Origin of the sequence: Pontibacter aydingkolensis, from assembly GCF_019443125.1 — a bacterium.
GTDB lineage: Bacteria > Bacteroidota > Bacteroidia > Cytophagales > Hymenobacteraceae > Pontibacter > Pontibacter aydingkolensis.
The window spans coordinates 396,146-422,621 of sequence record NZ_JAHYXK010000001.1 but is presented as its reverse complement, the minus strand read 5'-3'; the positions used below and the strand labels follow the sequence as shown (position 1 = coordinate 422,621).

General features: G+C 43.3%; 20 protein-coding genes and 1 pseudogene. 15 read left to right on the top strand and 6 right to left on the bottom strand.

Going from position 1 to position 26,476, the window contains the following annotated elements; translation table 11 throughout:
- Positions 1–63 precede the first annotated feature (63 nt).
- From K0O23_RS01930 to K0O23_RS01900, 8 genes and pseudogenes are all read left to right on the top strand, one after another.
- On the top strand, positions 64–2,460 hold the full coding sequence (locus K0O23_RS01930) for a prolyl oligopeptidase family serine peptidase (protein WP_219875687.1): 2,397 nt from the start codon (positions 64–66) through the stop codon (positions 2,458–2,460).
- A 446-nt stretch (positions 2,461–2,906) separates the two neighbouring features.
- Positions 2,907–5,951 (top strand): SusC/RagA family TonB-linked outer membrane protein, encoded by a 3,045-nt coding sequence (locus tag K0O23_RS01925; protein ID WP_219875686.1) that lies wholly within the window; start codon positions 2,907–2,909, stop codon positions 5,949–5,951.
- 18 nt (positions 5,952–5,969) lie between these two features.
- Positions 5,970–7,523, top strand: coding sequence for a RagB/SusD family nutrient uptake outer membrane protein (locus K0O23_RS01920; protein WP_219875685.1), 1,554 nt, complete (start codon positions 5,970–5,972; stop codon positions 7,521–7,523).
- A gap of 20 nt (positions 7,524–7,543) precedes the next feature.
- Complete coding sequence (locus tag K0O23_RS01915; protein WP_219875684.1) at positions 7,544–8,083, top strand: DUF4843 domain-containing protein; 540 nt, start codon at positions 7,544–7,546, stop codon at positions 8,081–8,083.
- 298 nt (positions 8,084–8,381) lie between these two features.
- Positions 8,382–8,606 (top strand): annotated as a pseudogene (locus K0O23_RS20555) (transposase); the annotation flags it as partial.
- A gap of 3 nt (positions 8,607–8,609) precedes the next feature.
- Positions 8,610–8,921 carry a transposase gene (locus K0O23_RS20550; protein WP_449579695.1) on the top strand — a complete coding sequence of 104 codons (312 nt, stop codon included), beginning with the start codon at positions 8,610–8,612 and terminating at the stop codon, positions 8,919–8,921.
- Between the two features lie 562 nt (positions 8,922–9,483).
- Positions 9,484–12,636 carry a SusC/RagA family TonB-linked outer membrane protein gene (locus K0O23_RS01905; RefSeq protein WP_219875682.1) on the top strand — a complete coding sequence of 1,051 codons (3,153 nt, stop codon included), beginning with the start codon at positions 9,484–9,486 and terminating at the stop codon, positions 12,634–12,636.
- A gap of 10 nt (positions 12,637–12,646) precedes the next feature.
- Positions 12,647–14,158, top strand: coding sequence for a RagB/SusD family nutrient uptake outer membrane protein (locus tag K0O23_RS01900; RefSeq protein WP_219875681.1), 1,512 nt, complete (start codon positions 12,647–12,649; stop codon positions 14,156–14,158).
- Between the two features lie 93 nt (positions 14,159–14,251).
- Here the strand turns inward: K0O23_RS01900 and K0O23_RS01895 are convergent, their stop codons facing one another.
- Together K0O23_RS01895 and K0O23_RS01890 are read right to left on the bottom strand one after the other, a co-directional pair.
- The gene (locus K0O23_RS01895) at positions 14,252–15,061 is read right to left on the bottom strand and encodes a phosphatase PAP2 family protein (protein ID WP_246596868.1); all 810 of its coding nucleotides are present in this window, start codon (positions 15,059–15,061) and stop codon (positions 14,252–14,254) included.
- A 6-nt stretch (positions 15,062–15,067) separates the two neighbouring features.
- Entirely contained in the window at positions 15,068–15,871 is an 804-nt protein-coding gene (locus K0O23_RS01890; protein WP_219875680.1) for a phosphatase PAP2 family protein, read from the bottom strand.
- Positions 15,872–16,130: 259 nt separating this feature from the next.
- Here K0O23_RS01890 and metK point away from each other — a divergent pair, with 259 nt between their 5' ends.
- The gene (metK, locus tag K0O23_RS01885) at positions 16,131–17,435 is read left to right on the top strand and encodes a methionine adenosyltransferase (RefSeq protein ID WP_219875679.1); all 1,305 of its coding nucleotides are present in this window, start codon (positions 16,131–16,133) and stop codon (positions 17,433–17,435) included.
- A 140-nt stretch (positions 17,436–17,575) separates the two neighbouring features.
- Here metK and hpf read toward each other — a convergent pair whose 3' ends face one another.
- From hpf to K0O23_RS01865, 4 genes are all read right to left on the bottom strand, one after another.
- Positions 17,576–17,875, bottom strand: coding sequence for a ribosome hibernation-promoting factor, HPF/YfiA family (gene hpf / locus K0O23_RS01880; RefSeq protein ID WP_219875678.1), 300 nt, complete (start codon positions 17,873–17,875; stop codon positions 17,576–17,578).
- A gap of 24 nt (positions 17,876–17,899) precedes the next feature.
- Entirely contained in the window at positions 17,900–18,778 is an 879-nt protein-coding gene (locus K0O23_RS01875; protein WP_219875677.1) for a tyrosine-type recombinase/integrase, read from the bottom strand.
- 70 nt (positions 18,779–18,848) lie between these two features.
- Positions 18,849–19,043, bottom strand: a complete 195-nt coding sequence (rpsU, locus tag K0O23_RS01870) for a 30S ribosomal protein S21 (protein WP_219875676.1) — start codon at positions 19,041–19,043, stop codon at positions 18,849–18,851.
- Between the two features lie 146 nt (positions 19,044–19,189).
- Positions 19,190–20,329, bottom strand: a complete 1,140-nt coding sequence (locus K0O23_RS01865; protein WP_219875675.1) for an acyl-CoA dehydrogenase — start codon at positions 20,327–20,329, stop codon at positions 19,190–19,192.
- Between the two features lie 250 nt (positions 20,330–20,579).
- On the opposite strand from K0O23_RS01865, the gene K0O23_RS01860 reads away from it, so the two are divergent.
- From K0O23_RS01860 to K0O23_RS01835, 6 genes are all read left to right on the top strand, one after another.
- Positions 20,580–21,326, top strand: coding sequence for a tyrosine-protein phosphatase (locus K0O23_RS01860; RefSeq protein WP_219875674.1), 747 nt, complete (start codon positions 20,580–20,582; stop codon positions 21,324–21,326).
- Positions 21,327–21,353: 27 nt separating this feature from the next.
- On the top strand, positions 21,354–22,334 hold the full coding sequence (locus K0O23_RS01855; RefSeq protein ID WP_219875673.1) for an NAD-dependent epimerase/dehydratase family protein: 981 nt from the start codon (positions 21,354–21,356) through the stop codon (positions 22,332–22,334).
- Positions 22,335–22,405: 71 nt separating this feature from the next.
- Positions 22,406–23,803, top strand: a complete 1,398-nt coding sequence (locus K0O23_RS01850; RefSeq protein WP_219875672.1) for a tetratricopeptide repeat protein — start codon at positions 22,406–22,408, stop codon at positions 23,801–23,803.
- Between the two features lie 6 nt (positions 23,804–23,809).
- Complete coding sequence (locus K0O23_RS01845) at positions 23,810–24,583, top strand: phosphosulfolactate synthase (protein ID WP_219875671.1); 774 nt, start codon at positions 23,810–23,812, stop codon at positions 24,581–24,583.
- Between the two features lie 76 nt (positions 24,584–24,659).
- Entirely contained in the window at positions 24,660–25,631 is a 972-nt protein-coding gene (locus tag K0O23_RS01840) for a DUF368 domain-containing protein (protein ID WP_219875670.1), read from the top strand.
- Between the two features lie 45 nt (positions 25,632–25,676).
- Positions 25,677–26,411, top strand: a complete 735-nt coding sequence (locus K0O23_RS01835) for a shikimate dehydrogenase family protein (RefSeq protein ID WP_219875669.1) — start codon at positions 25,677–25,679, stop codon at positions 26,409–26,411.
- Positions 26,412–26,476 lie beyond the last annotated feature (65 nt).

Sequence of the window (26,476 nt, the reverse complement as noted above, 5' to 3'; positions counted from 1 at the left end):
GTATAATCTTTTATTTTGAAAGATAATCTGTTACAAAACCTAAACTACTATACTACTCTAACTATGCTATTTAAAAGAAATGCGCTGGCGCTGTTAGGCTGGCTTATACTATGCGGAGGTGCTTTGCAGGCACAGGACGGCAAACTCACCCTTAGCGTAGAAAAAATTATGCGCGACCCTAAATGGATCGGCACATCACCAAGCAATGTGTTCTGGTCAGAAGACGGGAAGAAGCTATACTTTTACTGGAACCCGGAAGGAAATAAAAGCGACTCGCTATACGCTGTAAATGCAGATGGTAAGAATATCCAGAAGGTTAGTGCCAGAGAGCGCAGAAGTTTGCCGAGCCAGTATGGCAGCTACAATAGAGCTGAGACTAAAAAAGTATACGAGAAGAACGGCGACATCTTTTTATACGATGTAAAGAGTGGCAAAGCCCAGCAGATAACAAACACTGTAGAGCGTGAGAGCAGCCCTGCCTTTAGCCAGAGCGAACAGAAAGTTACCTATGTAAAAGATAGTAACCTGTATGCCTGGAGTATAGCTAACGGGCAAACCGTACAGCTTACCGATTTTAAGAAAGGGCGCAAACCTGCTGGCGAAGGTAAAAACGACCAGAGAGACTGGCTTAAAGAGCAACAGTTAGCTTTGCTGCAAATTGTAAAAGACCGCGAGGAAAACAAAGAGCTGCAGCGCAAGCAGCGATTAGCAGATGCCCCTGCCAGGCCAAAAGAAATCTATGTAGAGGACAAGATCGTTAACAACCTCACGCTTAGCCCTGACGAGCGCTTTGTTACTTACCAGCTAATTTCCCGCCCTAAAAACAGTAAAGTGGCCATTGTGCCTGATTACGTTACATCATCAGGTTACACAGAGGATATAAATACCCGCACAAAAGTTGGCGATGCACAAAATACCTACGAGTTTTTTGTATACGATACAAAGCGTGACACTGCTTTTGCCGTTTTGATGAACGATGTGGAAGGTATTTATGAGCAACCGGCATACTTATTAGAGAAAGAAGCAAAGGCTAGTACGGCCAAAACAGCAGAAGGCAAGCCTAAAAAAGTTGAAATGCGCGCAACGGCTATTTACGGGCCTATCTGGTCTGAAAACGGTGAGCATGCAGTAGTAGTAGCCAGATCGCAGGATAACAAAGACCGCTGGGTCATGAAACTGGACCCGGCCACAGGCAAGCTATCTGTTCTGGACCGCCAGCGCGACGAAGCCTGGATTAATGGCCCGGGTATCGGATATGGCACAGGCGATTTAGGCTGGATGCCGGACAACGAAAGCATTTGGTTCCACTCTGAAGAAAACGGCTACTCACACCTGTATGCAGTAAATGTAATCACAGGCAAGAAAAAAGCCCTGACCAGCGGAAGGTTCGAAGTATCTGAAGTTCGTATGTCTGATGATAAAAAGAACTTCTACTTTACAGCTAACAAAGTACACCCGGGTATAAAGCACTTTTACCGCATGCCGGTGCAGGGCGGCGAAATGGTACAACTAACCAGCATGAAAGGCGCCCATGAAGTACAGCTATCTCCGGATGAGAAAACCATGGCTGTACGCTATTCGGCCAGCAACAAACCATGGGAGTTGTATGTAATGGACAACAAGAAAGGCGCAAAACCAAAGCAGGTAACCAGCTCCTTAACCGATGAGTTTAAATCATATGATTGGCGCGAACCGGAAGTGATTACTTTCAAGGCCAAGGATGGAGTTGATGTATATGCACGCCTTTACCGCCCTGAGAATGCAAAGAACAACGGGCCAGCGGTTATCTTTGTACACGGTGCCGGTTACCTGCAGAATGCACACCAATGGTGGAGCTCATACTTCAGAGAGTACATATTCCATAACTTCCTGGTAGACCAGGGCTATACCGTTCTGGATATAGACTACAGAGGCAGCGCCGGCTATGGCCGCGACGTACGTACAGGAATTTATCGCTTTATGGGCGGCAAAGACCTAAGTGACCACGTGGATGGCGCAAAACATCTTGTAGAAAAGTATAACGTGGATCCGAAAAAGATCGGTATTTACGGTGGTTCATATGGCGGGTTTATAACCTTAATGGCCATGTTCACTGAGCCGGATGTATTTGCAGCAGGCGCTGCTTTACGCTCTGTTACAGACTGGGCACACTACAACCACGGCTATACTTCTAACATTCTTAACACACCTTATACAGACAGCACAGCTTATGCCAAAAGCTCCCCTATATACTATGCAGAAGGCTTGAAAGGAGCCTTGCTAATTTGCCACGGTATGGTAGATACAAACGTGCATTTCCAGGATGTGGTAAGGCTAACACAAAGGCTTATAGAGCTTAAGAAAGATAACTGGGAACTAGCTGTTTACCCAGTTGAGGACCACGGGTTTGTGGAACCAGCCAGCTGGACAGATGAGTACAAACGTATTTATAAACTTTTTGAGGAAAATCTCAAAAAGTAATTTTAAAGGCAATCTTAAACGAGGATCGGCTCAAAAAGTTAATTTTTGAGCCGATTTTTTTTAATTATACTTTTCCAATACAGTTTTAGTTTAGTTAAAAAATTACCCTATCTTTTTGTATTGATCAAAGTTATAACAGTAAAATTATTGCCATTGTTATTAACTTCTATTTTATATGATATTACCGTTTCAACATTCAGAATATTATTAAATTCCAACTATTCGGTGTTCTGACATCAACCTGATGAAGCTTGTAAAACTATATAGCAGATAGATAGGGATTATTAGATATATAATTTGTTAGTTATAGAATATTACCGTTGTGTGGCTTTTAAAGCCCCTTTTTTGGATAATAAAATTTAAATAGAAAATTTTTGTATACCGATTTTACAGATATATTTGGAAACAAATTATTATCAAACTAACCAATTATCTAATCTATCTTTATGAGAAAAGTTCTATTGTTGAGCTTTGCTCTGCTGTTTGCGCTAACTAACCTAGCGCTAGCTCAGAGTCGGGCCATCTCAGGGAAAGTACTTGCCGCTGAGAATGGACAACCTCTACCAGGGGTAAACGTGGTCGTTAAAGGAACGACAGTTGGTACCTTTACAGGAGCTGATGGTAGCTTTACTGTAAATGTAGCAAATGACAATGCAGTTCTTCTGTTCTCGTATCTAGGATATGTGGCGCAGGAGATTAGCACAAGTGGTAAAACAAGCATCAACGTACAGTTGAGAGAAGACTCAAAAGCTCTTTCTGAAGTAATCATTACAGGTTACGGTACAACTGTAACGAAGCGTGACGCTGTAGGAGCCATTTCACAGGTATCGGCAAAGGCAATTGAGAACAGGCCTATGCCATCTCTTGATAAAGCATTACAAGGACAGGCAGCTGGTGTACTAGTACAGGCCAACAACGGTATCCCTGGTGGTGCTATTAACGTGCGTATCCGTGGTGTAGGCTCTCTTCAGGCTGGCAACCAGCCACTATTCGTAGTTGATGGTGTGCAGCTTAACACGCGTGATGATGCATCATTTACGCAGTCTAACCCACTTGCATTCCTTAACCCGAACGACATTGCTTCTATTGAGGTACTCAAGGATGCTGCGACAGCTGCTATCTACGGTGCACAGGCTGCTAACGGTGTTGTATTAATTACAACTAAAAAAGGTAAAGCCGGTAAAACTTCCTTCACTGCAAGTGCTTATGGTGGTGTGTCTGCTCCGCTTAAAACACTTGATGTTCTTAACTCTCAGGATTACCTGACACTAAGAGCAGAGGCTCGTAGCAACCGCTTCAGAACTGGTATGGATACAAACCGCCAGTGGATCTTAGAGAATGAAATGAGACTTACCCCACAAGGTGTTGTTCCTACTGCTGAAGAAATTGCGGCATACACTACTTATGACTGGCAGGATGCGGTAATGAGAACTGGCAGAATTCAGAACTATGAGATGTCAGCAAGCGGAGGTAACGATAAAACTACTTTTTATCTTGCGGGTTCTTATAACCTGAATGAGGCAATGTTCAATAAAGTTGACTTTAAAAGAGGAACTGCTAAGTTTGACCTGTCTCACAAAATTACTGATAAGCTTACGATAGCTTCTTCTATAAACCTTTCTTCTTTCAGCCAGCAGGCTCCGTTCTCAACGGACGGATCTTTCTTAGGTAACCCAGCTTTCTCTGCATCTTTGATGATGCCAAGCAATAGAATTTTCAACGACGATGGGTCATACTTCGGTTTGATGGGTAGCGGTCAGGTTTTCCCTGGCATCTTGAGCCACAACATTGTTGCTGTTAATGACTTCAATGAGGCTAACCAGCGTAGTAATTTCGTTGTAGGTAGCTTCTCTGGTACTTATAAAATATTGCCGTCTTTAACGTTCAAGTCATTCTATGGTCTTGATTACCGTCTAGTACAAGGTAGATCATACCGTGACCCTAGAACGAACGATGCGTTTGTTAGAAAAGGTTTAGGGCAGGTGCAGAGCAACTGGAACACTAACTTCCTGACTACTCAGACATTGAATTTTGATAAGAAGATTGGTGAGCACACTTTCAACGCCTTAGCTGGTTTTGAGTACAAGCACGAGCAGAACGAAGGTCTTTCAGCTTCAGCTGATGGTTACCCTTCTCCTGAGTTCAGATACATGAACTCTGCAGCTAACCCACTGGGTGTTGGCGAGTTTTTCTCTGAATTTAAGCGTATCTCCGGTTTTGGCCGAGTTAACTACAACTTCAAAGGCAAATACCTGCTTGGTTTAACAGGCCGTTATGATGGTTCTTCCCGTTTCGGTGCGAATAACAAGTTCGGTTTCTTCCCGTCTGTACAGGCTGGTTGGAATATTAAAGAAGAGAACTTCATGCAGTCAGTTGAGTTCTTGTCATTCCTGAAACTACGTGCTTCATTCGGTACGACAGGTAACGACAATATCTCTAACTTCGCTTCAAGAGGCTTGGCGGGCTCAGGCACAGTTTACAATGGCTTAGCTGGTATCAACCCAACTCAGCTTCCAAACCCAGCCTTGAAGTGGGAAATTAACCAGACCACAAACTTCGGTCTTGATTTCGGTTTCTTCAATGACAGAATCGCCGGTACTGTTGAGGTTTACAACAGAGAGAGCAAAGACCTGTTACTTGACCAGCCAGTATCTTGGACAACAGGTTTCGGTGGCTTTACTTCTAACGTAGGTGAACTTCGTAACCGAGGTATCGAGGTTGAGTTAAGAACTGCTAATATCATGTCAGAAGGTGGCTTCAAGTGGAACACTAACTTTAACTTTGCATACAACCAAAACGAGGTTAGAAAGCTTTATGGTGGTTTTGAGGTACTTCCTTCTGATCAGTCAGTGCGTGTTGGCTATCCGGTTGGTGCTATCTTTACACAGCGTTATGCAGGTGTTAACCCGGCAACTGGTAGACCAATGTTCTATGATATCAATGATAACATTACGTACATACCAGTTAATGCTGACCGCGTAGTTATTGGTGATACACAACCAGAGTTCTACGGTGGTTTAACAAACACATTAACCTACAAAGGTTTTGAGTTAGACTTCCTGTTCCAGTACGAGTACGGCAGAATGCAGACAGACGGTCAGCTAAACTTCCTGATGGAGAATGGTAACCGTGCATTTAACACACTTCAGTACTTCTATGACAACCGTTGGCAGACACCAGGTCAGATCACTAGCATACCTAGAGCATTTGATACAGGTGTTGAATCATCAGGTGTTAACCACGTAACTGGATCAACTCGTACTTTCAACAAAGTTGATTATATCCGTCTGAAGTCTTTGACACTTACTTATAATGTGCCTTCTACATTCTTGCAGTTCGCGAAAATAAACAACGCGAAAGTATATGCTCAGGGTACGAACCTGTTTACTTATGATGATTACAAGGGCTATGACCCAGAATTCTTCGGATCAGCTACAGGTATCATCCCACAGAGCAAAAACTACACTGTAGGTATTCAATTAGGTTTCTAATTTTTAATCAGTACAAAAATGAAATTCAGATATAAAGTTTCAACGATAGCACTTTTTGCTGCCGCTTTGACTTTCTCTTCATGTGAGAAAGCTGTTGAAGTGGACCCAAGGCAGTCTGTTGACCTGTCGACTGCTTTGAACACAAAAGAAAATATCAACGCAGCTATTACAGGAGCTTACTCAAGATTAAAGTCTGCCAGAGTATATGGCCGTGACATGATCGCGTTCCCGGAGGCACTGGCTGATAATGGTCACTTCACGAACAAATCAGGCCGTTTTGCGAACGAGACCAGAAATATTCACGGGGCTCACTTTAACAACTGGCAGAACTATTACTACATGATAAACGACATTAACCTGGCATTGGATGCAATTCCACAGTTAAATGTTGTGCCTGCAGTAACGGCTGCTGAAAATGATGCATGGGTTGGCCAGCTTAAGTTTTTAAGAGCACTTGCTTACTTTGACTTAGTACGTACATATGCTTACATACCAGGTACAGAAGGCGTAGTGAACAGCAAAGGTGGAGTTCCATTGTTGTTGAGCGGCGTTAAAACGCTTGATGATGCATTGCTAAGATTACCATCAAGAGCAAAAACTGCTGATGTATATGCTCAGATTTATGCTGACCTGCAGGATGCAGAGGCTAAGCTTAAAGATCTTACTTTGGCTCCTGCATTAGCTAATAAGCAGGCTGCGCAGGCATTAATGGCACGTGTAGCGTTGTACAATAAAGATTATGCTAAGGCTGCCGAATACGCTCAGAAGGTAATCACTACACATGGTAGCCGCTTGCTAACAACAGCTAACTATGTAAGTAGCTGGAGAAATAAAGTTAATCCAGAGTCACTTTTCGAAGTTTCTTTCACAATTAATGCTGAGAACATTGGTGTGAACGAGTCCCTGCAGACATCATTCACGACACTTGTTGTATCTGGCGACAGACTTCAAACAGGTGGATGGGGTGATTTGGTACCGACTTCTACATTATTGACAGATCTTGGAATAACTGTAATAAACCAAGGATCTTCAATTGAACCTGGTAAAACTGGTACCACAACTATTACGGCCCGAACTAACGATGTTAGAAATCAGTTGTATGAAGTAGGTACAGTGGGACGTGGTAGTGCTTTCGTAGAATCTACAAAATACTTGGGTAAGAATGGGTTTGTTAACCTGGATAACGCAATCGTTTTAAGAGTTTCTGAAATGTATCTGATTTTGGCTGAAGCTCAGTCAGCTGTTGGTTCAACTGTGCTGGATGAGGCTGCTTCAAGATCAGCTCTTATAACGATCAAGAGAAACAGATACACTAGTTATGCTGGTTCCACGATGGAAGCTTCAGACCTTCTTCTTGCTGGTTCTGCTTTAAGAAACGAGATTATGAAGCAGAGAAGGATTGAGTTTGCATTTGAAGGGCACCGTTTCTTTGACCTTAAAAGGCAAGGTATGGATTTGACTAAATCTCCACAGTATACTAACGTGCCTTTCACAGATTACAGAATTCTGCCTGCGATTCCATTGAGAGAACTTGATGGTAACCCGAACCTGGTAAATAATGAAGGCTATTAATTTTAGTTTAATATAAAGTCATGAAAAAGATATTATTTATATTCATTGCACTTATAGCATTTTCAGCTACATCATGCATTGAAAATGAGGACATAGTGTTCAAAGGAGAATTGGTTGAGTTAGATGCAGCCACCTGGAATGCTAACACCGCAGGCAAAGACTATCCGGCACTTACAAGAGTACCCGGAGAGAACCGAGTTATTGTTACGTCTACTGACCCGTTGATTTCAAGAACATCTGGTAAAATAAAGTTACGTGTAAACCTTGTTGGTGCACAAGTTGACACTGACCAAGAGATCAGGTATGAGATTGTGCCTAACGAAACTTGGGTATCTGGCACTAATAATGCTCAGCCTGCAATTGAAGGCACTCACTTTAAAACCGGAAGAACGATGGTAATACCAGCTAATTCTAGTTTTGGTTACATCGAAGTTGAGATTTTAAACCCAGGTACAGCGCTTGATACTCAGAAGCTAATTTTAATCGAATTACAAGGTAATGATAGAATTAAGCCTAGCAAAAACGAAAAGCGTGTAGGTTTAGTAATTGCAAAAAGTTAATTCTTTAAGAATACAATGATACCTAAGGGGCTCACAAATGTGAGCCCCTTATTTTTTTACCATAAGTCAACGTTGATTCTTTATAATGAGATAAGTGTAACAACCGGTAGCGGGATTCAAGTTATTACCTGTTTTGATATCTTTTTAACTCCTATTATTTACAAGAGCATCCTCATCCTGGTGCCTATAGCATACTCTTGCTATTTAATCATAAGTAATGGCTACTTAGAGGCTGTTTTAATTTGATTGGGAAAAAAAGCAGGTGCCGGTTGTTGAGGTAAGAAAAGTTAGCAGACTTATGACTTACCCCAGCAGTTTAACCGACACCCAATGGCAATTAATAGAGCCTATTTTCGAGGAGGAAATGCTGCTTCGCAAGCGCGCATGGCCTCTTCGCAGCATTCTGGATGCGATATTTTACGTCATCAAAGGAGGCGTTCAGTGGCGCATGATGCCCTCAGACCTGCCTTGCTGGCAGACAGCCTACTACTATTACCGTAAATGGCGCACAGATGGTTGCTGGGAAATGCTCCACGACTGCCTCTCCAAGCAGGTCAGGCGCAAGCATGGCAAAGAAGATTCTCCGAGCGTGGGTATAACTATGTGGGAGTGGGTAAAGAACACATTCCGTCACTTAGACTGGAAGCTGGAGATAGTGAGCAAAATACACAGGAAGGTATTTGAGGCTTTGCCCAAGCGGTGGATTGTGGAAAGAACCTTCGGCTGGCTTAACCTCTACCGAAGGCTCTCCAAAGACTATGAGTACTCCACTAAATCATCCGAGACGATGATTAAAGTGGCCATGATTCACCTCATGCTTAAAAAACTAACTAAATGAAATCAAAACAGCCTCTTATAAAGAATAAATAATCTGCTGCTTAAGGTGCTACTAATCATGTAAAATGGTGGGTAATTACTAGTACCTACTTTTGGTTACTTGATAAATGGAAATCATACAAAGTAGGTGTTGATATTTTTTTGAAAAAAATATCAAGTGAATTTTTTTAAACATTTCCAATAATATAAAGTTAAGTGGGAATTGATAGATTTTAATATTGATGTGTAAACATCTAATATTAGTTTCAATGTTAAGTAACTGTTGGAACAGTTAAAATGCAATTATAGTAGATAGAGATATAGTTATATGTCTCTGTAAAGGATAAATATTTTCAAATCATTAGAATTTATCCAAATCAATGTTTAAACAAGGTATATAGAGTTGCAACATCGATTTAAATTATTAAATAATTGTATTCTAAAGGATTTGCAAGGTGGTTGTTGTTAGAAAAGTTATAATGTTGTTTTAGTAGAGTGGTGTTAAGATTTTTTTTTAAATGCTTAAGTCTCATATATTACGCCATTATTTATTAATTATCTAACCAACTTACTAATCTATCTTTATGAGAAAAGTTTTATTCATGGGGGTGCTGGCGCTGTTTGCAGTTTTGCAACATGCGGTGGCACAGAGTAAAACAATTACGGGTAAAGTAACCGATCAGGCCTCAGGTGTAGGCTTGCCAGGTGTATCCGTAATTGTAAAAGGAACAACGGTAGGTACTGCTACATCAGCAGATGGTACCTACAACATTAACGTGCCGGCAAACAGCAACACGCTTGTTTTTCGCTTTATTGGCTACGTTGCAGTAGAACGTCAGATTGGCAATGCAGGAACGATTAATGTGGCTCTCGAGACAGATAACAAGCAACTTGAAGAAGTTGTTGTTGTTGCTTACGGTACAGCAGACAAAGGATCTTTTACTGGTTCTGCATCACAGATAAAGGCTGAGAAACTGGAGCAAAGGCCGGTAACAAATGTTACAAATGCTGTTGAAGGACAGGCTGCAGGTGTGCAAACTACTGCTTCCAGCGGCCAGCCTGGCTCAGGAACGGCAATTCGTATCCGTGGTATTGGCTCATATTCTTCTTCTAATGATCCGCTTTACGTTGTAGACGGTGTACCTTACTCTGGAAGCATTGCAAACTTGAACGTAGATGATATTGCAAATATCTCTATTCTGAAAGATGCTGCTTCTACGGCTCTTTATGGTGCGCGTGCTGCAAACGGTGTGGTAATGGTTACTACTAAGAAAGGTAGAAAAGACCGCAACCAAATTAATGTTAAGATCTCTCAGGGTGTTTCTTCCAGAGCTATACCTGAGTATGACCGTGTGAATGCACAGGAGTATTACCCATTAGTGTGGGAAGGCTATCGTAACAGTATGGTTAATGCCAAGAACCCGTTAACAATGGATCAGGCTAACCAGAAAGCCTCTGCCGAAATCAAGAGCAAGATCTTGGGGTACAATCCTTTTAATGTAGCGGATGACCAGATCGTACTTCCTGATGGTACGCTGAACCCTAATGCACAGCTTCTGTATGGTGATGACCTTGATTGGTTCGAGCCTCTGACACGCTCAGGTAGCCGTGGAGACTATGGCGTTAACTTTAGTGGCGGTTCAGAAAAGAACGATTACTTTGTTTCACTGGGCTATCTTGATGAAAAAGGTTTCGTGATCAGATCAGATTATGAGCGTATTACAGGCCGCGTAAACATCAACTCACAGGCTACTAACTGGTTTAAGACAGGCCTGAACATCTCAGGTACTATGACTGAGTCAAACCAGGCTAGCGATGGAAGCAACACAGGTTATGTAAACCCATTCTTCTTTGCCCGTAATATTGGCCCTATCTATCCTGTTTATGCACATGATCCGGTAACAGGAGCATATCTGTTGGATGAGAAAGGGAACAGAATATTTGACCATGGTGACGGCTCTATCGCAGGATTATCTAAGCGTGGAGCTGATGCAAGTGCTGGTCGTCATGTTGTACAGGAGACAATGTTGAACGATAACCTGTTTAAGCGTAATGCTGTAAGTGCCAGAACATACGGTGAGATTACATTTCTGAAGGACTTCAAGTTCACAACAAACCTGAGTGTTGATATCTCTAATTACCTGGCCGCCACTTATCAAAACAAGGTGATAGGCGATGGCGCACCTGCGGGTAGAGCTAGTCGTACCAGCACAACTACTACAAGCTACAACGTTAACCAGTTACTGAACTACTCTAAAACCTTCGACAGACACTATGTGGAGGCTTTATTAGGTCATGAGAACTACGACTATACTTACAACTACCTGTATGGTAGCCGCCAGGAAGTGATAGTGGATGGCAATACGGAGCTTGGTAACTTTACTACAACTAACAGCTTAAACTCTCTTACTCATAAGTACAGAACAGAAGGTTACTTCTCTCGTTTAAACTATACTTTTGATGACAGATATACGCTATCAGGCTCTTTCCGCCGCGACGGATCATCCAGATTCTTTACAGATTCACGTTGGGGTAACTTCTGGTCAGTAGGTGCTTCATGGAGATTAGACAGAGAGACTTTCATGACAATGCCTTCGTGGGTTGATATGTTAAAGCTAAGAGGCTCTTATGGCCAGGTTGGTAATGACAACATCGGAAGCTATTACGCCTGGCAGGCGTTATATGGTCTTGGCTACAACAATGCCCTGGAGCCAGGTTTCCTTCAGGAAAGCTTGGAAAGCCCTGATCTGGTTTGGGAGTCAAACAACAGCTTTGATGTTGGTGTAGACTTTAACATATTTAACAGAGTGAACGGTAGCGTGGAATACTTCCACAGAGTTTCTGAAAATCTTCTTTTCGAGGTGCCGCTTCCACTATCAAGCGGAGTGTTGTTCAGAAATCAAAATGTTGGAACAATGTACAACAAAGGTCTGGAGATACACTTAGCCGGAGACGTTATCAAGAAGAATGACTTTAGCTGGAATGTTGACTTTAACTGGACCTCATACAAAAACGAGTTCACAAAACTGCCTCCAAATCAGGACGAGATCATTAATGGTACTAAAAAGTTGATGGTTGGGCAGTCAATCTACGACTACTGGTTACGTGATTGGTACGGTGTAGATCCTGCTACTGGTGCAGCACTATACAGAGCAGATGCATGGGATGAAACTTCCAGCTTCGTGATGAATGGCGATACTGTAACTACAGATAGAAACAACGCCAGATTCCACTATGCAGGCACCGCGATCCCTGATTTCTCAGGAGGTATAACGAACACCTTTACGTACAAGAACTTCTCACTTTCTGCTTTACTTACATACTCTGTAGGAGGTAAGGTGTATGACGCTACTTATGCCTCTTTAATGGATGCGGCAACAGAAGGTGGCGCTTTACATAAAGATGCGCTGAAGCGCTGGCAAAAACCAGGCGATGTGACGGATGTACCTAGAATGGACCTTGGTCAGGCAACAAACTTCAATGCTGCAACCTCTGACCGTTGGTTAACTGATGCATCGTTCCTGAACTTCAGATCTGTTAATCTTACTTATTCTCTTCCTTCAACACTGGCGAAAAAGCTTTACACTTCTAGTGCAAGAGTGTATTTAACTGGTGAGAACCTGGCTTTGATTTCTGCAAGAAGAGGAATGAATGTGAACCAATCGTACTCTGGTGTTACTTCTAATGCCTATGCGCCTGCTCGCATTATCACACTAGGATTAAACGTTACTCTTTAATTAAGTATCCATGAAAAAAATATTATATAGCTCACTAGCGGCATTTATGCTAGTTTTCACCTCCTGTGAGAAAGACTACCTGGAGGTGCAGCCAACTGATGCTGTTTCAGAGCAGTCAGTATTTACGACTACCGCTAATGCGATGGCCGCCTTAAACGGTATCCACAGATCTATGTTTATCCGTTACGACAGCCAGGGACAACCAGGTCAGGGTAGCGTGATGATCATGTCGGACATGCTGGGCGAGGACTTAGTAATGACTACTGCAGGTAATGGCTGGTTTAACACCATGTACAAGTGGGAGAACCACAGAAATGCAAATAGTGGTGATGTAAGGTTTGTCTATAGGTTCTATTATAAGATCATTGCCAATGCCAACATGATTATCAATAACATTGATAATGCAGAAGGGCCATCTTCTGAAAAGGCTGCGATCAAAGGGCAGGCATTAACTTACAGAGCATGGGCTCATTTCCAGCTTGTGCAATTATTTGCAGAGCGTTACGACGCAAACAAAAAGCCTAATGCGCAACCTGGTGTACCTGTTTTAACAGAGAACTTAACTGAAGGGCAGCCTCGTTTATCTGTTGAAGAAGTATATGCTCAGGTGAATAAAGATATTGATGAAGCAATTTCTCTTCTCCCAGCATCCCGTAACGAAAAGTCTCATTTTAACATTAACGTTGCTAAAGGCATTAAAGCTCGCGTAGCTTTGACGATGCAAAACTGGGCTATAGCCGCACAGTTAGCAGAGGAGGCCAGACAAGGCTTTAGCTTGATGAATAATGAGCAGTACATGGGTGGTTTCAATGATGTTAGTAATCCAGAGTGGATATGGGGTAGCAAGCAAATCGATGATCAGCAAACCTACTTTGCATCTTTCTTTGCTTATATGTCTGTGAACTTTAGTTCGACTAATATCAGGACCAATCCTAAAGCTATCAACTCTAAACTGTATAATCAGATTGCTGATACTGATATCCGTAAGCAGATGTGGGATCCAAAGCCAACCGCTGTTAAAAACGATGAGAATAAAACAGTCGGATATGATGTGAATGGCTTTATTATTCCATCTAACTTCTCTGCCAGGGCATACATGAACAGGAAATTTGTGGCAGCTGCTGGTGCAAGTAGTGTAGGGGATGTACCTTACATGCGTGCCGCTGAAATGTACCTGATCGAGGCAGAAGCAAAAGCTCGTCTAGGGCTGGATGATGCTGCTGCCGATGCATTGTTTACCTTAGTTTCCAGCAGAGATCCGGAGTACGTTAAGTCTACGAATACTAGCCAGGCGCTGATTGATGAAATTTTATTGCACCGCCGTATTGAGCTTTGGGGAGAAGGTTTCCGCTTCCTGGATTTAAAGCGTATGAACAGTGAGTTAGATAGAACTGGTGCAAACCACTCTACAACTCTTACTGCTAACCTTCTGAATATGGAACCAGGTGTTAAACAGTGGCAGTGGTTATTCCCGCAGAGTGAGCTGAATGCTAACAGTGCAGTAACTCAGAACCCACTTTAATCAGTAAATTTGATACTTAAAAAGAGCCACCTAACTGGGTGGCTCTTTTGTTTTATAGCGCTCTCTAGTAAAAAGCATATCACGCAAATAAATTTAAAAGCTATAGGTAAGCATAGCTCCTCTATAAGCCGGGGTTGTAACAGGAAACAGGTTTGCATTAGAGTTCCTGGCTCTTTTGTGTAGTTCCGGTACAAGTATACCAATACTAGCACCTACTGTATAGCCAATAATATTATCACTTAAAAAATGCTTGCCGGCTCTCATTCTCAAATAACCTACTGCCACAGGCAATGCTGCAGCTGCACTCCAAAGGTAGATGCGTGCCGGAGAATCAGGATTAAAGTCGTGGTATACTTTGGCAACAAAAAATGCGGCGGTGGCTGTAGCAGCCGTATGGCCGGCATAGAATGAATTTGTTGCCTGTTTATCAGTTCTTAACGCTATAGGGGCATCATCTGTGTAAATATAAGGGCGCTTACGTCTGGTTAGTCCTGCCGTCATACTATACATTCCTCCTGCAATTGACATTGCCTGCCCATAGAGTAAGTATACTTGTGGGGCATTCTGTTTCACATCATCGTCAAGCAGGAGCAGGAGAGGAGTGAGAAAGGAGCCATAAAAGGGGAAATCGCTTGTTAACTCAGCCGTACGACTATAGTTTCCAGCCACAAAACGGTCTAATCTATTAACATCTGCAGGTGATAATCTTCTCAGGTCATCCTCTGTTAACCGCCTCTTGTTAGTAATAAGAATGTTTCCTGCTACAGATGCCCCGATACCACCTGCCATGATAGCACCGTCTTTTACCCAATTTGTTTTATAAGGCATAACAGGGGCTTGACCGCTAACACAGGTTACGCTGGCAAAAGCCAATAATAGCCACAGTTGCAGTCTTATTGCCATACCTGATTAGAAGCTATAGGTAAGCAAGGCTCCTCTGTAATCCGGTGCAGCCACAGGCATAAGGCTAAAGTTTGTATTGTTCGTTTTCTTATGCAGTTGCGGCACAAGTATACCTGCCGCGGCGCCTAAAGTATAACCAAGTATGTTATCGCTTAGAAAGTGCTTTCCTGCTCGCAGCCTCATGTATCCAACCGCTGCCGGTACAGCGGCGGCGGCGGCCCAAACATAAGGTCTGGCACCAGAGTCGGGGTTAAAATCGTGGAATACCTTTGCTGCGAAAAATGAGGCACTTGCAGCAGCAGCTGTGTGCCCTGCATAAAAAGAGTTTCTGGCATTGGCTCTTGTCTTTTCAGACATTTCCACATCCGGGCTGTAGATCAAAGGCCGCGTTCTGGGGGCAAGTCCGTTGGTCATGGTAAATAGAGAGCCTGTTACAGCCATCGTTTCTACATAAAGCACAAACACCTGGCCTGCTTTGCTGCCTACGTTATCATTCAGCATCATAACGAATGGTAGTGCAAAAGATCCATAAAACGGGAAATCACTTGTTTTCTTAGCTGATTCTGAATCCCATCCGGCAGAAAATCTGTCAAATCCATTTACATCAGACTTGCTAAGCCGGGCTATTTGTTCTGCTGTTAAGCCATCTTTGTCTTGCATTAGTGTTAAACCATAGTAGCTCAATCCCATGCCGGCTACTATAATAGGAACATCTACTTTTGCATTTGTTTTATAAGGTGAATCGTCCTGCCCATAAGTATGGCCGGCCATTAGCGTTATAATTGAGATGATACTTAATATCTTTTTCATATAGATAAATTCATTTTGTGCAATTTATTGTAAATGAAACGAGGCATTTATATAATGGTTTTGGAATACCAGGGCAATAATTTATACTTTACACTTAAACACAGCACAGGTTGAGCTCTCGCGGGTTAAGAATAAATATGTTTGATAATAACACCTACTTGTATTTCATGTTTTAACTATGGCAGATTTGTTTTAGTTTTGTAGTTGCTACCAAAAAGGATAGCATGGTTTATACTTTGTACCTAAACCCTTACTACAAATGCCGTATTTATTTACTTCTGAGTCAGTATCAGAAGGACATCCAGATAAAGTAGCGGACCAGATATCCGATGCGCTGCTTGATGAATTCTTAAAGCAGGACCCACAGTCTAAGGTAGCTTGCGAAACATTGGTAACAACTGGTTTGGTTGTACTAAGTGGCGAGGTTAAGACGGAGGCCTATGTTGATGTGCAGAAAGTGGCCCGTGAAGTGATCAAGCGTATCGGTTACACTAAGTCTGAGTATATGTTTGATGCTGACGCTTGTGGTGTTATCTCTGCTATACATGAGCAGTCTGCTGACATAAACCAGGGTGTGGAGCGTGCTAATCCGGAAGATCAGGGTGCTGGTGATCAGGGAATGATGTTTGGTTACGCAACAAGCGAAACGGACAACTATATGCCTTTGGCGCTTAGCATTTCGCATCTTTTGTTAGAAGAGCTTTCTGCCATCCGCAAAGAGGGTAAAGAGATGACTTATCTTCGTCCGGACGCAAAGTCTCAGGTAACGATCCGTTACAGCGATAACCACGTGCCAGAGAAAATCGATACGATTGTTATCTCTACCCAGCACGATGAGTTTGTGACTGCTGAAAACGATACTCCCGAGGCAAAAGACAAAGCTGAGAAGGAAATGGTAGACAAAATCAAAAAAGATGTTGATGCTATCCTGATTCCGCGTGTGCTGAAGAAATTACCAGAGCGTATTCAGAAGTTGTTTAACAACGATATCGTTTACCACATTAACCCAACCGGTAAGTTTGTGATTGGTGGTCCGCACGGTGATACTGGCTTAACAGGCCGTAAAATTATTGTGGATACGTATGGTGGTAAAGGTGCTCATGGTGGCGGTGCTTTCTCTGGAAAAGATTCTTCTAAAGTAGACCGTTCAGCAGCTTATGCAGCACGTCACATCGCTAAAAACCTTGTAGCTGCCGGTGTTGCAGACCAGGCGTTGGTGCAGGTAGCATACGCGATTGGTGTTGCAAAACCTGTAGGCTTGTATGTAACAACGTATGGATCTACGAAGGTAAAAGATGCCAGCGGAAATATTATGAGTGACGGCGAGATTGCTGAAAAGGTAACCAAGTTGTTTGATATGCGCCCTTACGCTATTGTGCAGCGTTTTGGCCTGCAGAACCCTATTTTCTCTGAAACTGCTGCTTACGGACATATGGGCAGAACGCCAGGTATGAAGAAAGTAGAAGTATCGCTTAACGGACACAAGGAAACGAAGGAATTCGAAACCTTTACCTGGGAGAAACTAGACTATGTAGATCAAATTAAGAAAGAGTTTGGTTTATAGTCTCTCTTAGGACAAGACTTTACATAAACAGAAAGGCCTGCTATACTTTAGCAGGCCTTTCTGTTTATATAGCTGATGGAGTCACTTAGAAATTCACCATTTATAATTATTAATTCATAGATGGAAAGTGAGCACACTCCTTAGTGCGCCATCTGTTTCTCTTTATACTTTTTAAGCTGGCGACGCATAGCCTCAACTGCAGCATCGGCTGCGGCTTCAAAAGAAGGAGAGTCTTCTTCTGAGTAAAGCGTGGCACCAGGCACAAACAGTTTTAGCTCAACCGTTTTATTGTTGATGCCATCAGCATTATTATGTTTAAGAAACACTTCGCCCTCCACTATGCGGTCAAAGAATGTTTCAAGCTTGTCTACTTTCTGCTGGATGAAATCGGTAAGCTGCTGGTCAGCCTCGAAGTGGATAGAATGCATCTGTAGCTTCATAGTAATTTAATTTAATGGTTTAACTTATGCTTTTGGATGTGCCTTCTCAAATATAGATTTTAACTGTTCTATTGAGTTATGCGTGTATACCTGCGTTGCCGCAAGACTTGAGTGGCCCAGTAAATCTTTAATTGCATTAAGGTCTGCCCCCTTGTTAAGTAAGTGCGTAGCGAAGGAATGCCGCAATACGTGTGGGCTGTTATGGTCGGAGGTAGTTATCAAGCTAATATACTTTTTTACAACGCGGTAAACGAACTTAGGATAAAGTGGACGAGCTTTATTAGTAACGAGCAGTTTTTCAGAATTGTTATCCCCAAATTCGCTTTTCTTGTGGTGTAAATAAACTTCTATGCAGCTTAACAGCGAATCGTTGATAGGTACAATTCTTTCTTTGTTGCCTTTGCCTAACACGCGTACTGTTTTGGCGCGCATGTCTATGTCTGTTGCTTCTATTCCGATAAGCTCAGCCAGTCGTATGCCTGTGCCATACAAAAACTCCAGGATCAGTCTGTCACGCTGCCCTTCAAACGACTCCTCGAACTCAAAGCTATCCAGTAAGTGATTGAAAGATTCTTCGGGTACAAAGGCTGGCAGCTTTTTAGGGGCTTTAGGTGCTTTAATACGCACCATTGGGTTTATGCTTATGCACTGCTGCGAAAGCAGGAACCGAAAGTATGATCGTAAGCAGGCAATTTTCCTGTTTATAGATCTGGGCTTGATGTTATTCTGAACGAGTGTTAAGATCCAGGAGCGTATAATTGTGTGATCGGCCTCGGTTGGATCGGTGATCTGGTATACTTGTTCTAAGTACTGGGCAAATTGCCCCAAATCTGTATGGTAGGAGGTAAGGGTGTGCGGACTGTACCGCTTTTCGTACTGTAGGTACTTAAAAAATAATTCCATAAACAAGTATAACTGATGTGAAGATCAGCTACACTAATTTATGGAATTATTAAGTATATTGCTAGAAAGACTAGTAGTTTTGATCAGCAAAAAGCTTCTGCTTGTAAGCAGCTCTTTCTTTTTGCTTTCTCTTAGCTACAGATGGCTTTTCGAAAAAAGTTCTTGAACGAAGCTCTTTCAGAACGCCAGTTCTTTCAAATTTCTTTTTGAATCTCTTTAATGCACGGTCTACAGACTCGTTATCTTTTACGTTTACAATAATCATGTTATCTCTCTTCTCTTAGAATTAGGGTTGCAAATTTAACGAAGGTTATACTTAAAAATCAATAGATTGGGCAAAAATTTATCCAAATCTGTGAAAAATAACCTGTTGGCTCTACAAAAAGACGAAAAATGCCTCCTTTAAGCCTGTTATTTAAGTATAGCTCTTGAGATAACAAGTTTTTGTATCTCACTTGTTCCCTCGCCTATGGTACAAAGCTTGGCATCGCGGTAATACTTTTCGGCAGGGTAGTCTTTAGTAAAGCCGTATCCGCCAAATATCTGAACAGCTTCGTTGGCTACTCTAACCGAAACCTCAGACGCGTATAGTTTTGCCATGGCAGATTCCTTGTTCACGTTCAGTCCACGGTTTTTCATATCAGCGGCCTGGTATGTAAGCAATGAGGCAGCCTCTATTTCAGTGGCCATATCTGCCAGTTTGAAGGCAATACCCTGGAAGCTGGAAATAGGCTTGTTAAACTGGCTGCGCTCCTGTGAGTAAGCAAGGGCAGCTTCAAAAGCACCTTGTGCAATACCCAAAGATAAGGCCGCAATTGAGATACGTCCGCCGTCCAGTACTTTCATAGACTGAATAAAGCCTTCGCCTACCTCGCCTAATATCTGGTCTTTGTGTACACGGCAATCCTGGAAGATAAGCTCTGTAGTCTCGGAAGCACGCATGCCAAGCTTGTCTTCTTTGCGGCCAGCACTAAAGCCAGGTGTGCCTTTTTCAATTACAAAGGCTGTCATGCCGTGAGAGTCGCCAACTTCGCCGGTTCTAACAATTACCACAGCTACGTTACCAGACTTACCGTGCGTGATAAAGTTCTTGGCTCCGTTAATTACCCAGTGGTCGCCGTCCTGTACTGCAACCGTGCGCATGTTGCCGGCATCTGATCCGGTATTAGGCTCAGTTAAACCCCATGCGCCAATCCACTCGGCAGTTGCAAGCTTAGGCAGGTATTTCTTTTTCTGAGCCTCGTTGCCGAACTGTAAAATGTGTCCGGTGCAAAGCGAGTTATGAGCCGCCATGGAAAGACCAATAGAACCATCGATCTTGGAAAGCTCGGCAATAGCCGTTACATACTCCAGGTAGCCAAAGCCTGAGCCGCCGTATTCTGTTGGTACAAGTACGCCCATCAGTCCCAGTTCGCCGAGTTGTTTAAATACCTCCACCGGGAACTCCTGCGTATCATCCCACTCGCGCATTTTTGGTTTAATGTTCTTTGCTCCAAAGTCACGAACCATGTCCGCGATCATGCGCTGATTTTCTGTAAGTTTAAATTCCATTAAAGTTTAGTGTAGCAGATTTAAAGTCGCGTATTTAACGGTATTATATAACCAGTTGTTTACAAAGCTAGGCAATTGTACGTAAATGGCAACGTAAACCATATACTTTAACCCATATTATATAGTAAAGTATAAGGTTGGCAGGTTGGGGCTTACTAATGTTTGATAGCGGTTATTATTTGCATTATCTTTGAAGTTAGTTTGCACATTCAGGCAGGGTCGCTAATCAGGCGTTGCTGAGGAACAGGTAATGAAAAAGTTTCTACAAAGCTTATTTAAGGGGGAAAGCGTGATGGAAGAGTCTTTCAGTGCGCTTGGTGTTGATATGCACTCTCACATCCTGCCGGGGATAGACGACGGGTCTGAAAGCCTGGAGAGATCCCTGGAGCTTGTGCAGGCTATGAAAGAACTAGGCTACCGGAAGCTGATCATGACGCCGCACATTATGAGCGACTTCTATAAAAATACCCCTGAGATAATACGGGAGCGGCTTGCTTTGCTGCGTGAAGCTGTAGAGCAAGCGGGAATAGAGATGGAACTGGATTGTGCTGCTGAACATTACCTGGACGAGGGTTTCTTGGACAAACTTGAAAAAGACGAAGAACTCCTGACGTTTGGCGACAATTACCTCTTGTTTGAAACATCGTTCCTTAACGAGCCGCTAAACCTGCGCGAGGCTATCTTTAAAATGCGCTCTAAAGGCTATAAACCAGTGCTTGCACATCCGGAGCGTTATAATTACTTCTATGGCAAGTTCGATGAGTTGGCAGAGCTGTGGAAGCAGGGTGTTTTGTTCCAGCCTAACTTAAACTCACTTACAGGTTACTATTCGCCTGCAGCTAAAGCGATGGCCGAAAAACTGATAGATAACGGTATGGTTGACTTTCTGGGTTCTGATGTACATGGCTTAAAACATACGGACTCGCTGAGCAGGGTACTGGCAAGTAAGTATCTTCCTAAGGCATTGAGCCTGGCAGTGCGCAACAATCAACTGTAAAATTCCCTTCACTCAAACTTTTAATACATGACGGTATTTGTAACAGGCGGCAGCGGCCTTATTGGCAGTTTTCTAATTCCTGCATTACTGGATAGAGGCTATGCTATTAAAGCCAGTTACCGTAACCACATTCCGCCGGTGTCAGGTAAAGAGCGGGTGCAATGGTTGGAGGGAGATATTCTGGACCCGCTTTTTCTGCGAGAAGCCTTGCAGGGTGTGTCGTATGTTTTTCATTGTGCCGGTTTAGTATCGTATGCGCCGCAGGATAAGGACTTACTGAAGCAGGTAAACATTGAAGGGACTGTAAACGTGGTTAATGCCTGCCTGGAGCAGGGCAATGTGAAGCTCTGCCATGTAAGCTCCATTGCAGCCATAGGCAGGCCAAAAGGAGTAGCCATACTTACCGAAAAAGATAAGTTTGATGTGGCCGAAGAACACTCTGCTTATGCCAGTTCCAAGTATTTTGGAGAGTTGGAAGTATGGCGTGGCATATCAGAAGGGCTTAAGGCCGTAATTGTAAACCCATCTGTTATACTTGGCCCCGCCGACTGGCACCGCAGCAGCACACAGTTGTTTAAGTACGTTTACAACGAAAAACCTTTTTATACCGAAGGTGGCGCTAATTTTGTAGATGTACGGGATGTGGCAGAGGCTATGCTACAGTTAATGTTCTCAGATATTTCAGGGGAAAGGTTTATTTTAAATGCAGAACAACTGAGCTATAAGGATTTTTTTACGGCGGTGGCTAAATGCTTCGGGAAAAAGGCGCCGGGTATCAAAGTGCCCCGTGGGTTGGCAGAAGTGGTGTGGCGTGCAGAGCGTGTGCGCACCATGTTTACAGGAGGCAGGCCCCTGATCACAAAAGAGACGGCCCGCATTACAGGTAAGCAGCATTTCTTTAGCAATGATAAAGTGCTTAAAGCCACTGGTATAGGTTTCAGGCCTGTTTATGATAGTGTAGAGTGGGTGTGCCGGGAGTTAAAGAACACGGCGCAAAAAGGCGGGTGAACTAAACTATTTATAGTGTTAAAATGTAATAAGACAAAGGCTGTACCCCTTGCAGCCCGTTGGATTTTGAGATGAAAGATAACTTTGAAGAACACAGCGAGGAGCTGGAACTGATAAACCGTTTCGAGCAGATGCTCGGCAGCAAAGAGACTATATTCTTTGATTTAACTGATTTTGAGTCAATTATAGATTACTATACTGCGAATTTTGAATATAAGAAAGCATTATTAGCCTGCGATGCTGCGCTGGTACAATACCCTTTTTCGTCAGGCTTGCTGATTGACAAGGCGCAGTTGCTAGCTATGGCTGGTAATTTTGAAGAGGCGCTTGTAGTTATTAACCAGGTGGCAGAAGTAGAGCCGGAGAGTGCCGATGTGCAGCTTACCCGCGGTATTATTTATACCCAGCGCGGTGAGTTTCGCGATGCCATTGATTATTTTAAAAAGGCGCTGGCATACTCTGAGGATAGGGACGACATCTACTTTAACATTGGGTTGGCTTACCAAACCTGGGGTAAATTTAACTCTGCTATCAAGTACTATAAGAAGTGCATCGCCCTGAACATTGAAAATGAAGCGGCTATGCAGGAAATTATCTACTGCATGGAGCTGACAAGCACCATACGTGAACACCTTCCTTTTTTCCAGGAATTTGTAGATAACGACCCCTACTCTTATGTAGCGTGGTTTAACATAGGCAACGTGTACAACAAACTGGGCTCTTATGATAAAGCCATTGCCGCTTACGACTACTCGACTATCATCAAGCCTGACTTTATTACCGCCTATAATAACATGGCTAACGCCTATGTGTTTTTAGGCGAGTATACCAAAGCAATAGAAGGGTTTAACGCTATGCTGGAGCACGGCACACCTTCTGCTGAAGTATACTGCAACATAGGAGAGTGCTACGAAAAGCTAAGCCAGTGGGACTTGTCGCGGCGTTATTACCAGAAATCTGTGGACCTGGATCCGGAAATGGATGAGGCCTGGTTTGGAATCGGGGTAATTTTAGATGCACAGGAAAAATGGTATGAGGCAGTGCACTTCTTTAAAAAAGCAGTTGAGCTTTACGACGACAGCGCAGACTATTGGGTTGCCCTGGCTGCTGCCGAGTACAACGTAGGCAATGTAGTGTCGGCGCTGGAGAGTTATGCGCGTGCAGCCGAAATTCAGCCGGAAGACAAGAACATTTACCTTAACTGGTCTATCATACTTTTCGAGCAGGGCAACTTTGATGATGCCATCGAGATAATTTTAAATGCGATTGAACTGCAGCCAGACGAAGCAGAGCTGTATTACAGAGCCTGCGCATATATGCTTTCAGCAGGAAAATACCGCGAAGCTTATAATTATCTGGAAAATGCGTTAATTTTGGACTTCGATAAACATAAGCTGTTGTTTGAGTTCTTTCCTGAACTCGAGTCTCAGCGCGCTTTATCAAGACTGATTGATCAATATCGCAAATAAAACTAGATGAACTATACGCTGACTAGCATCCCTGAGCGCGAGGCTAAACCTCGTGATCGTGGCTTTACCATGGCCATGGACAAAGGCCTTAGTATTCGAGAGGTAGAGGACTTTTTAGAAGTAGCCGGAGAATACGTGGACATTGTAAAACTCGGATGGGCCACCTCTTATGTTACTCCCAATCTGCAGCGCAAGCTGGATGCATACAAGGCAGCGGGCATTCCTACATACTTTGGCGGTACATTGTTCGAGGCGTTTATCGTTAGAAACCAGTTTGATGATTACCGTCGTGTGCTGGACAAGTATAACATGACCTTTGCCGAGGTGTCGGATGGCTCGCTGGATATGCCGCATGATGTAAAGTGCGAGTACATACAGCAGCTTACAGAGCAGGTAACTGTTTTGTCAGAGGTAGGCTCTAAGGATGCGGAAAAGATCATTCCGCCTTACATGTGGATTAAGCTGATGCAGGCAGAACTGGATGCCGGTGCCTGGAAAGTTATCGGCGAGGCCCGTGAAGGTGGTAATGTTGGTTTGTTCCGTTCTACCGGTGAGGTGCGCAGCGGCCTTGTAGAGGAGATTCTGACACAGATACCTTTTGAGAAGATTCTTTGGGAGGCACCGCAGAAGGCACAGCAGGTTTGGTTTATCAAGTTGCTCGGCACAAATGTAAACCTGGGTAATATTGCGCCAAATGAGGTAATTCCGCTGGAGACTATCCGTCTGGGATTGCGTGGCGATACTTTCTCGCACTTCTTGGATCTGGAAAAACCTTGCTAACAGATTAAAGTATAAAATCAAAAGTATAAATTGCCCGTCGGTATGCCCGAGCGGGCAATTTTTTTAAATTATTCTTATGCCAAGTACAGCTTCAAGACAAACCAGAAAAAGGAGATCACTGAAAGAGTATCTCTTACTTTTCTCGAAAGGTGTGGCCATGGGGGCCGCCGATGTGGTGCCAGGTGTATCGGGTGGTACTATAGCCTTTATTACCGGTATTTACGAAGAACTGCTCAATTCAATCCGCTCAGTGAACGGTGAGGCTGTAAAACTGCTGTTTAAATTTAAGCTGCTCGATCTCTGGAAACACATCAATGGCAACTTCCTGGTGGTGCTGATTTCGGGTATACTTTTTTCCATTGCTTTGCTGGCCCGCCTGGTGCTGTTCCTGCTCAATGATTACCCGGAGTTGCTTTGGTCTTTCTTTTTCGGGCTGATTGTAGCTTCGGCAGTAGTAGTTGGTAAAAAGATCAGCCGCTGGACCCTGGGAGTTATACTTGCCGGGCTTATAGGTACGGCACTGGCATACTATATTACAGTGGCAACGCCTACACAGACACCAGAAAGCTATTGGTTTATATTTGTTTCAGGAGCTATTGCCATCTGCGCCATGATTCTGCCCGGCATATCTGGCAGTTTCCTGCTGGTGCTGCTGGCCAAGTATGAATTTATACTTAATGCAGTTAAAGACCTTAAGGCCGATATCATACTTGTATTTGGCTTAGGTTGTATTACAGGTATACTTTCTTTCTCGCATGTGCTAAACTGGATGCTGAAGCACTACCACAATGTAACAGTGGCTTTGCTGACAGGCTTTATGGTGGGTTCGCTAAATAAAGTATGGCCCTGGAAGCAAACCCTTGAAACCTATACTGACCGCCACGGCGAGGTAAAGCCACTGGTACAGGAAAACGTACTGCCGGGTGTTTACGAATCCGTAGTGGGACGTGAATCTTATCTGGTATACGGCATTGCGCTGGCCTTATTTGGTTTCTTCCTGGTTTACCTGATAGATAAGTTTACTAACGACGAGACTCCAAAAGTATAACTGTTAAAAAGGTTATTAATCAAGTGTTAATTTAAAGTATAAACTATGCGCAAGTTTGGGCTGATCGGGAAAAAGCTGGGGCACTCGTTCTCTAAAAGATACTTTACAGCCAAATTTGAGCGCGAAAGTATAACCGATGCGCAGCACGAGCTGTATGAGTTAGAGCAGGTAAACGAGTTGGAGAAGCTACTGCAGCAGGAGCCTGAACTCGTTGGTCTGAACGTGACCATACCCTATAAACAGGAAGTTATTCCCTTGCTTGATGAGCTGGATGATGCCGCTGCCAGGATTGGTGCCGTAAACACGATCAAGATTACCAATGGCCACACCAAAGGCTACAATACAGATTATATCGGATTCAAAAATACACTGGAGGCGTTTTACCCTAAAGAGAAGTATAAAAAAGCACTTGTGCTGGGTACAGGCGGAGCATCTAAAGCTGTGTGTACTGCACTTTCAGATCTGGGCATACTTTATACTTCAGTCTCCAGGACACCAATGCAAGGTGAGCTTAGTTACGAACAGCTTACAACAGACCTGATGCAGGAATACAACCTTATTGTAAATACCACACCACTAGGCATGGCACCCAATACCGATACGTTTCCGGCTTTGCCCTATAATGGCATTACGCCAGAACATTACGCGTACGATATTGTGTACAATCCGGAAAAAACTTTGTTTTTAGAGCGTTGTGAGGCTGCGGGTGCCAAAATAATGAACGGAATCGGCATGCTGCACGGTCAGGCGGAGGCAGCATGGGAAATCTGGAATTCGTAACACTGGGCGTAGAAATAAAAAAATGTAGCAAAGTGCGCTGATTTAGTGCAACTTTTTAGGGGCGG

Excerpts from the sequence above, each read along its gene's own strand:
- K0O23_RS20550 (WP_449579695.1), top strand. The coding sequence starts at position 8,610 with ATGCTCCACGACTGCCTCTCCAAGCAGGTCAGGCGCAAGCATGGCAAA.
- K0O23_RS01875 (WP_219875677.1), bottom strand. The coding sequence starts at position 18,778 with ATGGAATTATTTTTTAAGTACCTACAGTACGAAAAGCGGTACAGTCCG.
- K0O23_RS01905 (WP_219875682.1), top strand. The coding sequence starts at position 9,484 with ATGAGAAAAGTTTTATTCATGGGGGTGCTGGCGCTGTTTGCAGTTTTG.
- rpsU (WP_219875676.1), bottom strand. The coding sequence starts at position 19,043 with ATGATTATTGTAAACGTAAAAGATAACGAGTCTGTAGACCGTGCATTA.
- K0O23_RS01835 (WP_219875669.1), top strand. The coding sequence starts at position 25,677 with ATGCGCAAGTTTGGGCTGATCGGGAAAAAGCTGGGGCACTCGTTCTCT.
- K0O23_RS01895 (WP_246596868.1), bottom strand. The coding sequence starts at position 15,061 with ATGGCAATAAGACTGCAACTGTGGCTATTATTGGCTTTTGCCAGCGTA.
- K0O23_RS01865 (WP_219875675.1), bottom strand. The coding sequence starts at position 20,329 with ATGGAATTTAAACTTACAGAAAATCAGCGCATGATCGCGGACATGGTT.
- K0O23_RS01890 (WP_219875680.1), bottom strand. The coding sequence starts at position 15,871 with ATGAAAAAGATATTAAGTATCATCTCAATTATAACGCTAATGGCCGGC.
- K0O23_RS01845 (WP_219875671.1), top strand. The coding sequence starts at position 23,810 with ATGAACTATACGCTGACTAGCATCCCTGAGCGCGAGGCTAAACCTCGT.
- K0O23_RS01915 (WP_219875684.1), top strand. The coding sequence starts at position 7,544 with ATGAAAAAGATATTATTTATATTCATTGCACTTATAGCATTTTCAGCT.
- K0O23_RS01925 (WP_219875686.1), top strand. The coding sequence starts at position 2,907 with ATGAGAAAAGTTCTATTGTTGAGCTTTGCTCTGCTGTTTGCGCTAACT.
- K0O23_RS01920 (WP_219875685.1), top strand. The coding sequence starts at position 5,970 with ATGAAATTCAGATATAAAGTTTCAACGATAGCACTTTTTGCTGCCGCT.
- metK (WP_219875679.1), top strand. The coding sequence starts at position 16,131 with ATGCCGTATTTATTTACTTCTGAGTCAGTATCAGAAGGACATCCAGAT.
- K0O23_RS01855 (WP_219875673.1), top strand. The coding sequence starts at position 21,354 with ATGACGGTATTTGTAACAGGCGGCAGCGGCCTTATTGGCAGTTTTCTA.
- K0O23_RS01840 (WP_219875670.1), top strand. The coding sequence starts at position 24,660 with ATGCCAAGTACAGCTTCAAGACAAACCAGAAAAAGGAGATCACTGAAA.
- hpf (WP_219875678.1), bottom strand. The coding sequence starts at position 17,875 with ATGAAGCTACAGATGCATTCTATCCACTTCGAGGCTGACCAGCAGCTT.
- K0O23_RS01930 (WP_219875687.1), top strand. The coding sequence starts at position 64 with ATGCTATTTAAAAGAAATGCGCTGGCGCTGTTAGGCTGGCTTATACTA.
- K0O23_RS01900 (WP_219875681.1), top strand. The coding sequence starts at position 12,647 with ATGAAAAAAATATTATATAGCTCACTAGCGGCATTTATGCTAGTTTTC.
- K0O23_RS01850 (WP_219875672.1), top strand. The coding sequence starts at position 22,406 with ATGAAAGATAACTTTGAAGAACACAGCGAGGAGCTGGAACTGATAAAC.
- K0O23_RS01860 (WP_219875674.1), top strand. The coding sequence starts at position 20,580 with ATGAAAAAGTTTCTACAAAGCTTATTTAAGGGGGAAAGCGTGATGGAA.